General features: G+C 71.7%; 5 protein-coding genes. All 5 read right to left on the bottom strand.

What is annotated here, in order from left to right:
* A partial coding sequence (locus AC1DP0_RS17245; RefSeq protein ID WP_478086671.1) for a serine/threonine-protein kinase occupies window positions 1-943 on the bottom strand: 943 nt, incomplete at its 3' end.
* Window positions 940-2,400 carry a peptidoglycan D,D-transpeptidase FtsI family protein gene (locus AC1DP0_RS17240; protein WP_478086668.1) on the bottom strand — a complete coding sequence of 487 codons (1,461 nt, stop codon included), beginning with the start codon at window positions 2,398-2,400 and terminating at the stop codon, window positions 940-942. The genes AC1DP0_RS17245 and AC1DP0_RS17240, both read right to left, overlap by 4 nt.
* Window positions 2,397-3,806, bottom strand: a complete 1,410-nt coding sequence (locus tag AC1DP0_RS17235) for an FtsW/RodA/SpoVE family cell cycle protein (RefSeq protein ID WP_478086664.1) — start codon at window positions 3,804-3,806, stop codon at window positions 2,397-2,399. Before AC1DP0_RS17235 ends, AC1DP0_RS17240 begins: the two co-directional genes overlap by 4 nt.
* A complete protein-coding gene (locus AC1DP0_RS17230; RefSeq protein ID WP_478086662.1) occupies window positions 3,803-5,260 on the bottom strand; it encodes a PP2C family protein-serine/threonine phosphatase in 1,458 nt (485 codons plus the stop codon). The genes AC1DP0_RS17235 and AC1DP0_RS17230 overlap by 4 nt, the downstream gene beginning before the upstream one ends.
* A 4-nt stretch (window positions 5,261-5,264) precedes the next feature.
* On the bottom strand, window positions 5,265-5,606 hold a 342-nt coding region (locus tag AC1DP0_RS17225; protein WP_478086660.1), incomplete at its 5' end, for an FHA domain-containing protein FhaB/FipA.

Below are 5,606 nucleotides of genomic sequence, written 5' to 3'. Positions count from 1 at the left end.
CGCCTGGGGCGGCGCGACTGGACGTGACGGGGAGGGTGCGGGTCGCGGACGGCGATGGCGCGCCCGTCGGGATGACCTTCGTGCCGTCGACGGCCACAGCCGGCAGCGGCGTGACCCCGGGCAGGGAGGCCGACGACACTCCGGCTGCCTCCGCGACCGCGAGCGCGTCGGCGGGTCGGTCCGACGCGGACTTGGCCAGGCAGGCGTCGATGACCTCGCGCAGGTCGAGCGGGACGGTGGCGGGCAGCTCGGGGGGAGGGTCGGTGACCTGGGCGAGGGCCGTCGCCACCGGCGATCCCAGGTCGAACGGCTTGCGGCCGGTGATCATCTCGTGGGCCACGATGCCGAGGGAGTAGAGGTCGCTGGACGCCGTCGCCGGCTCGCCGAGGGCCTGCTCCGGGCTGATGTAGTCGGGTGTGCCGAGCACCTCGCCGGTGAGCGTGTGTCCCGCCCCGTCGCCGACCCTGGCGATCCCGAAGTCGGTGAGCTTGGCCCGTCCCTCAGGGGTCACGATGATGTTCGCCGGCTTGACGTCGCGGTGCACGACGCCGGCCGCGTGGGCCGCCGAGAGGGCCAGCGCGGCCTGGCCGAGGATCGAGCGCACCTCCTCGGCCGGCATACCGCCGTCGTGGTCGCGGATCATCTCGCCCAACGTGCGCCCGGGCACGAGCTCCATGACGAGGTATGCCGTGCCGTCCTCCTCGCCGTAGTCGAAGACGGTCGCGATGTTGGGGTGGTGCAGCGACGCGCTGCTGCGCGCCTCGGCACGGAAGCGCTCGAGGAAGGCGGCGTCGCTCGGTCCCTGCGGGCGCATGACCTTGACGGCGACGGGGCGCCGGAGCACCTCATCGGCGGCCTCCCACACGTCACCCATCCCGCCGGAGGCGATGGCGGGGCCGAGCGTGTAGCGGCGGCCGAGGGTCGCACCGGTCTGGAGCGTCATCGGCCCAGCACCGCTTCCATGACGGCGCGCGCGATCGGCGCCGCGACGCGGCCGCCCCCGACCTCGCTGCCCGATACACCACCGTCCTCGACGACGACGGCCACGGCAACCTTGGGGTCGGTGGCCGGCGCGAACGAGATGAACCACGCGTGCGGCGGCTTCTTGAGGTCGTGCTGGGCCGTGCCGGTCTTGCCCGCGACCTCGACACCGGGGATCTGCGCCCGCACACCGCTGCCGTTGTTGACGACGGAGACCATCATCTTGGTCAGCGTGGAGGCGGTCTGCTCCGAGACGGCCTGCGACAGCTCGACCGGGTCGGGCGCCGACTGGATGATGTCGAGGTTCGCGCTCCGCACCGACTGGATGAGGTACGGCGTCATCACGCTGCCACCGTTGCCGATGCCGGCGGCGACCATCGCCATCTGCAGCGGGGTGGCGCGGACGTCGTACTGACCGATCGAGGCCTGAGCCGCCTGAGGGGCGTTGAGCTCGGCGGGCACCGAGCTCGTCGCGACGCGCATCGGCACCTGCAGCGAGTCGCCGAAGCCGAACTTCGCGGCCTGGGCCCGGAGCTTCTCGCCGCCCAGCTGGAGCCCGAGCGCGCCGAAGGAGGTGTTGCAGGAGATCTCGAGGGCGTGCACGAGGGTGGTCTTGTCGCCCGGCCCGCAGGGCTGGCCCGTCTCGGTGGGCAGCGTGGTGCTGGTCAGCGGCAGGTCGAGCTGCGCGGGGCCCGGGACCACGGAGTTGCCGTCCTTGACCAGGCCGTTCTCGATGGCTGCCGCCGCCGTGACGACCTTGAAGGTCGACCCGGGCGGGTAGATGCCGCTGAGGGCGCGGTTGAGGTAGGCCCGGTTCGGGTCGGTGGACAGCGCCTTCCACGCCTTGGCGACCTTGCCGAGGTCGTGGCTGGCCAGGGGGTTCGGGTCGTAGTCCGGGTGGCTGACCATGGCGAGGATGGCGCCGGTCTTGGGGTCGAGCGCGACGACGGCGCCGCGACTGGCGCCGAGCGCCCGGTCGGCGGCCTGCTGCRCCTTGGGGTCGATCGTCAGCTCGATCGTCGCCCCCGAGGTCGTGCGGCCGGTGATGAGATCGGTGATCCGGCGCACGAAGAGCTGGTCGGCGTTGCCGGAGAGCAGGTCGTCGGCGGCGTGCTCGAGGCCGTACGGCGCGCCGACGGAGTAGGAGTAGAAGCCGGTCAGGTGGGAGTAGAGCGCGCCCTGGGGGTAGGTGCGCAGGTAGCGGTACTGGTCCGGGACGGAGACCGACTGCGCGACCGCCTGACCGCCGACGACGATCGCCCCGCGCTGGCGGGAGTAGTTGTCGAGCAGGGTGCGCTTGTTGCTCGCCATCGCGCCCAGCGACTTCGCCTGCGCGAACTGCACGACCGTCGAGGCGACGAGCAGCGTGGTGAAGAGCATCGCGATGAGGATCGAGAGCCGTCGGATGGGGGTGTTCACGGCAGCTTCACCACCTGGGTCTGCTCAGCCGGCGACGGGGCGGGGGCCGGGTCGGCGACGGCGACCCCGACGGGCATCTCGGGCATCGGGCGCCGGGCCTGGTCGGAGATGCGCAGGAGCAGCGCCATGATCACCCAGTTCGCGAGCAGGGACGAGCCGCCGAGCGACAGGAACGGGGTGGTCAGACCGGTCAGCGGGATGACCCGGGTCACGCCGCCGATCACGATGAACAGCTGGAAGGCGACGCAGAAGGACAGGCCGATCGCGAGGAGCTTGCCGAAGCCGTCGCGCACGCCGAGAGCGGTGCGGACACCGCGCTCACAGAAGATGAGGTAGAGCACCAGGATGGCGACCGCACCGAAGAGCCCGAGCTCCTCGCCGAGGCTCGGGAAGATGAAGTCGCTCTCGGCGAAGGGCGTCAGGTAGGGACGCCCGGCCCCGAGGCCGGTCCCCGTCAGGCCACCGGAGGCCATGCCCCAGAGGCCGTTGGCGAGCTGGTTGGACCGGTCGAGGCTCTGCTGCGAGAAGGGGTCGAGCCAGAGGTCGACGCGCTGGTGGAAGTGCGCGAACGCCGTGAGGGCGAAGGCCACGGCGGCCGCGAAGAGCAGCAGGCCGATGACGATCCACGACACGCGCTCGGTGGCGACGTAGAGCACCGCGACGAACAGGCCGAAGTAGAGCAGTGACGTGCCAAGGTCGTTCTGGAAGACGAGCACGACCACGCAGAGGGCCCAGGCGACGACGATGGGGCCGAGGTCGCGCCCCCGGGGGAAGGTGAATCCGAGGATCTTCCTGCCGGCGAGGGAGAGGACGTCGCGCGTCTGGACGAGGTAGCCGGCGAAGAAGATCGCCAGGGCGATCTTGGCGAACTCGCCCGGCTGGAAGTTGAGCGGCCCGATGGTGATCCAGATCTGGGAGCCGTTGATGGAGCGGCCGATCCCCGGTACGAGCGGGAGAAGGAGCAGCACGAGCGCGGCCGCCATGCTGACGAAGGTGTAGCGGCGCAGCAGCCGGTGGTCGCGCAGCAGGACGAGCACGGCGACGGCCAGGATCACGGCCAATGTCGTCCAGATGAGCTGGCGGTAGGCGTCACCGTCGGCGCCCAGCTTGCCCCGGGCGAGGTCGAGCCGGTGGATCATGACGAGGCCCAGGCCGTTGAGCACCGTGGTGATCGGCAGGAGCACGGGGTCGGCGTAGGCCGCCTTCCAGCGCAGGACGAGATGGACGGTCAGCGCGAGCACGGTGAAGCCGCCGGCCACGGGGATGATGTTGGCCGGGACGGTGCCGTTGCGGTTGAGATCGGTGGTGACCCACGCGAGCAGCACGATCGCGATCGCGAGGAGCAGGAGCAGCAGCTCGGCGCCGCGGCGCGTGCGTGGCGTCAGGGGCTCGACGGTCGTCGTCATGCGACCACCTCGTCGTGAACGACCGGCGCGAACGCGACGGCGGGTGGGGTCGTGAGCGACACCGGTGGCCGCGGCGCCGAGGGTCGCGGGATCGGCAGCCCCGGGAACGTCGGGGTCGGCGACGTCGACGGTGTGGGCGAGGTCGGGGCGGGTGACGTGGGGACGGTCGACGGCGACGGGTTCGGGGTGGTGCCGCACGGCGTGCCCGTCGCGGCGAGACGCTGGCACCGTGCTGCCTCACCACGCAGGGCGGTCACCTTGACCTCGGCGTCGGCGAGGTTACGGGCGGGGATCGTGTTGCCGACCGAGGCCTGCACGTCGTTCGGCAGGTCGGAGAGGAGCACGTCGGACGAGGACTCCACGTGGGAGAGCCGGAGCGGGCCGAGGTCCTGCGAGACCCCTCGGAAGATGGCGACGTGCCCGGCGTCGGCTGCGACGAAGAACTGCTTCTGCGACCACGCCCACGCGGCATACCCCCCGCCACCGAGGATCGCGGCGACGATGAGGACACCGAGGGTGCGCAGCAGGATCTTCGAGCGGCGGGACCGGGTGCGGTCCTCGGCGAGCTCGAGGGCGTCGTCGTCGGGCTCGGCCCGGCCGGTGGCCTCGCGCGACAGGGCGGCGGCCTTCTCGGCCGGACTCGTCGGGATGGCCCGCGTGCGGCCCCGCATCCGCTTGCCCGCAGCGCCGACGACCTGCGGCACCGTGGTCGGCAGGTCGTCACCGTCGGCGTCGACGACCTCGGCGACGATGACGGTCACGTTGTCGCGGGTGCTCGCCTTGAGGGCGATCTCGATGCAGCGGTCGGCGGCCTCGGCGGGGCTGCGCGCCTCGCGCAGGATCTCCTCGATGACGTCGGCGCCGACGAAGTCGGACAGGCCGTCGGAGCACATGAGGAAGCGGTCGCCGATCTTGGCCTCGCGCAGTGAGGTGTCGGGCTCGTCGTCCGGCTGACCGGTCATGACGCGCGTGACGACGGAGCGCTGTGGGTGGTGGCCGGCGTCCTCCTTCGAGATGCGGCCCTCGTCGATGAGCTGCTGGACGAAGGAGTGGTCCTTCGTGATCTGCGAGAACGTGTCGCCGCGGAGCATGAACGCCCGGGAGTCGCCGATGTGGGCCATGGCGAGCTTGTTGCCGGTGCGGAGCATGACGATCGTCGTGCTGCCCATGCCGGCCAGGTCGGAGTTCTCCCGCATCGCCTTGGTGAGCTTGGCGTTCGCGGAGTGCAGCGCCTCCTCGAGCAGCGGGATCGCCTGGTCGGCGGTGACGTCCTCCTCGTCGAGGGGGACGAGCTCCCCGACGATCATCGAGCTGGCCACGTCGCCTGCGGCGTGCCCACCCATCCCGTCGGCGAGGACGAGGAGGTTGGGGCCGGCATACCCCGAGTCCTCGTTGCGGGACTTCGGTCCCAGCCCGAGGTCGGAGCGCGCGGCATAGCGCAGGGCGATGGCCACCGGGTCAGCCTCGCAGTTCGAGGACGGTCTTGCCGATCCTCAGGGTGGTGCCGACCTCGACGGGTCGCGACCCGGTCAGGCGCTCACGACCGATGTAGGTGCCGTTGGTGGAGCCGAGGTCCTCGACGGCCCAGCCGTCGCGGCCCGAGGGGTCGGGGTAGATCCGGCAGTGGCGACCCGAGGCGTAGTCGTCGTCGAGGACGAGCGCGCACTCGGGGTTGCGGCCGACGAGGATGCCGCCGCTGCGCAGCGGCAGCGACGTGCCGGCCAGGGGCCCCTCGGTGACCACGAGGGTGGTCGGGGTGCACTTTCCGCGGCTGCGCCCCTTGCGCGCGGGGCCCTGGGA

The organism is Terrabacter sp. P5_B1, assembly GCF_056400505.1.
Note: the sequence above shows the minus strand (reverse complement) of the source record. Positions and strands in the feature narration are given on the sequence as shown.

What these genes read in the sequence shown, in the direction of transcription:
- AC1DP0_RS17235 (WP_478086664.1), bottom strand. Translation starts at nt 3,806, where the DNA reads ATGACGACGACCGTCGAGCCCCTGACGCCACGCACGCGCCGCGGCGCC.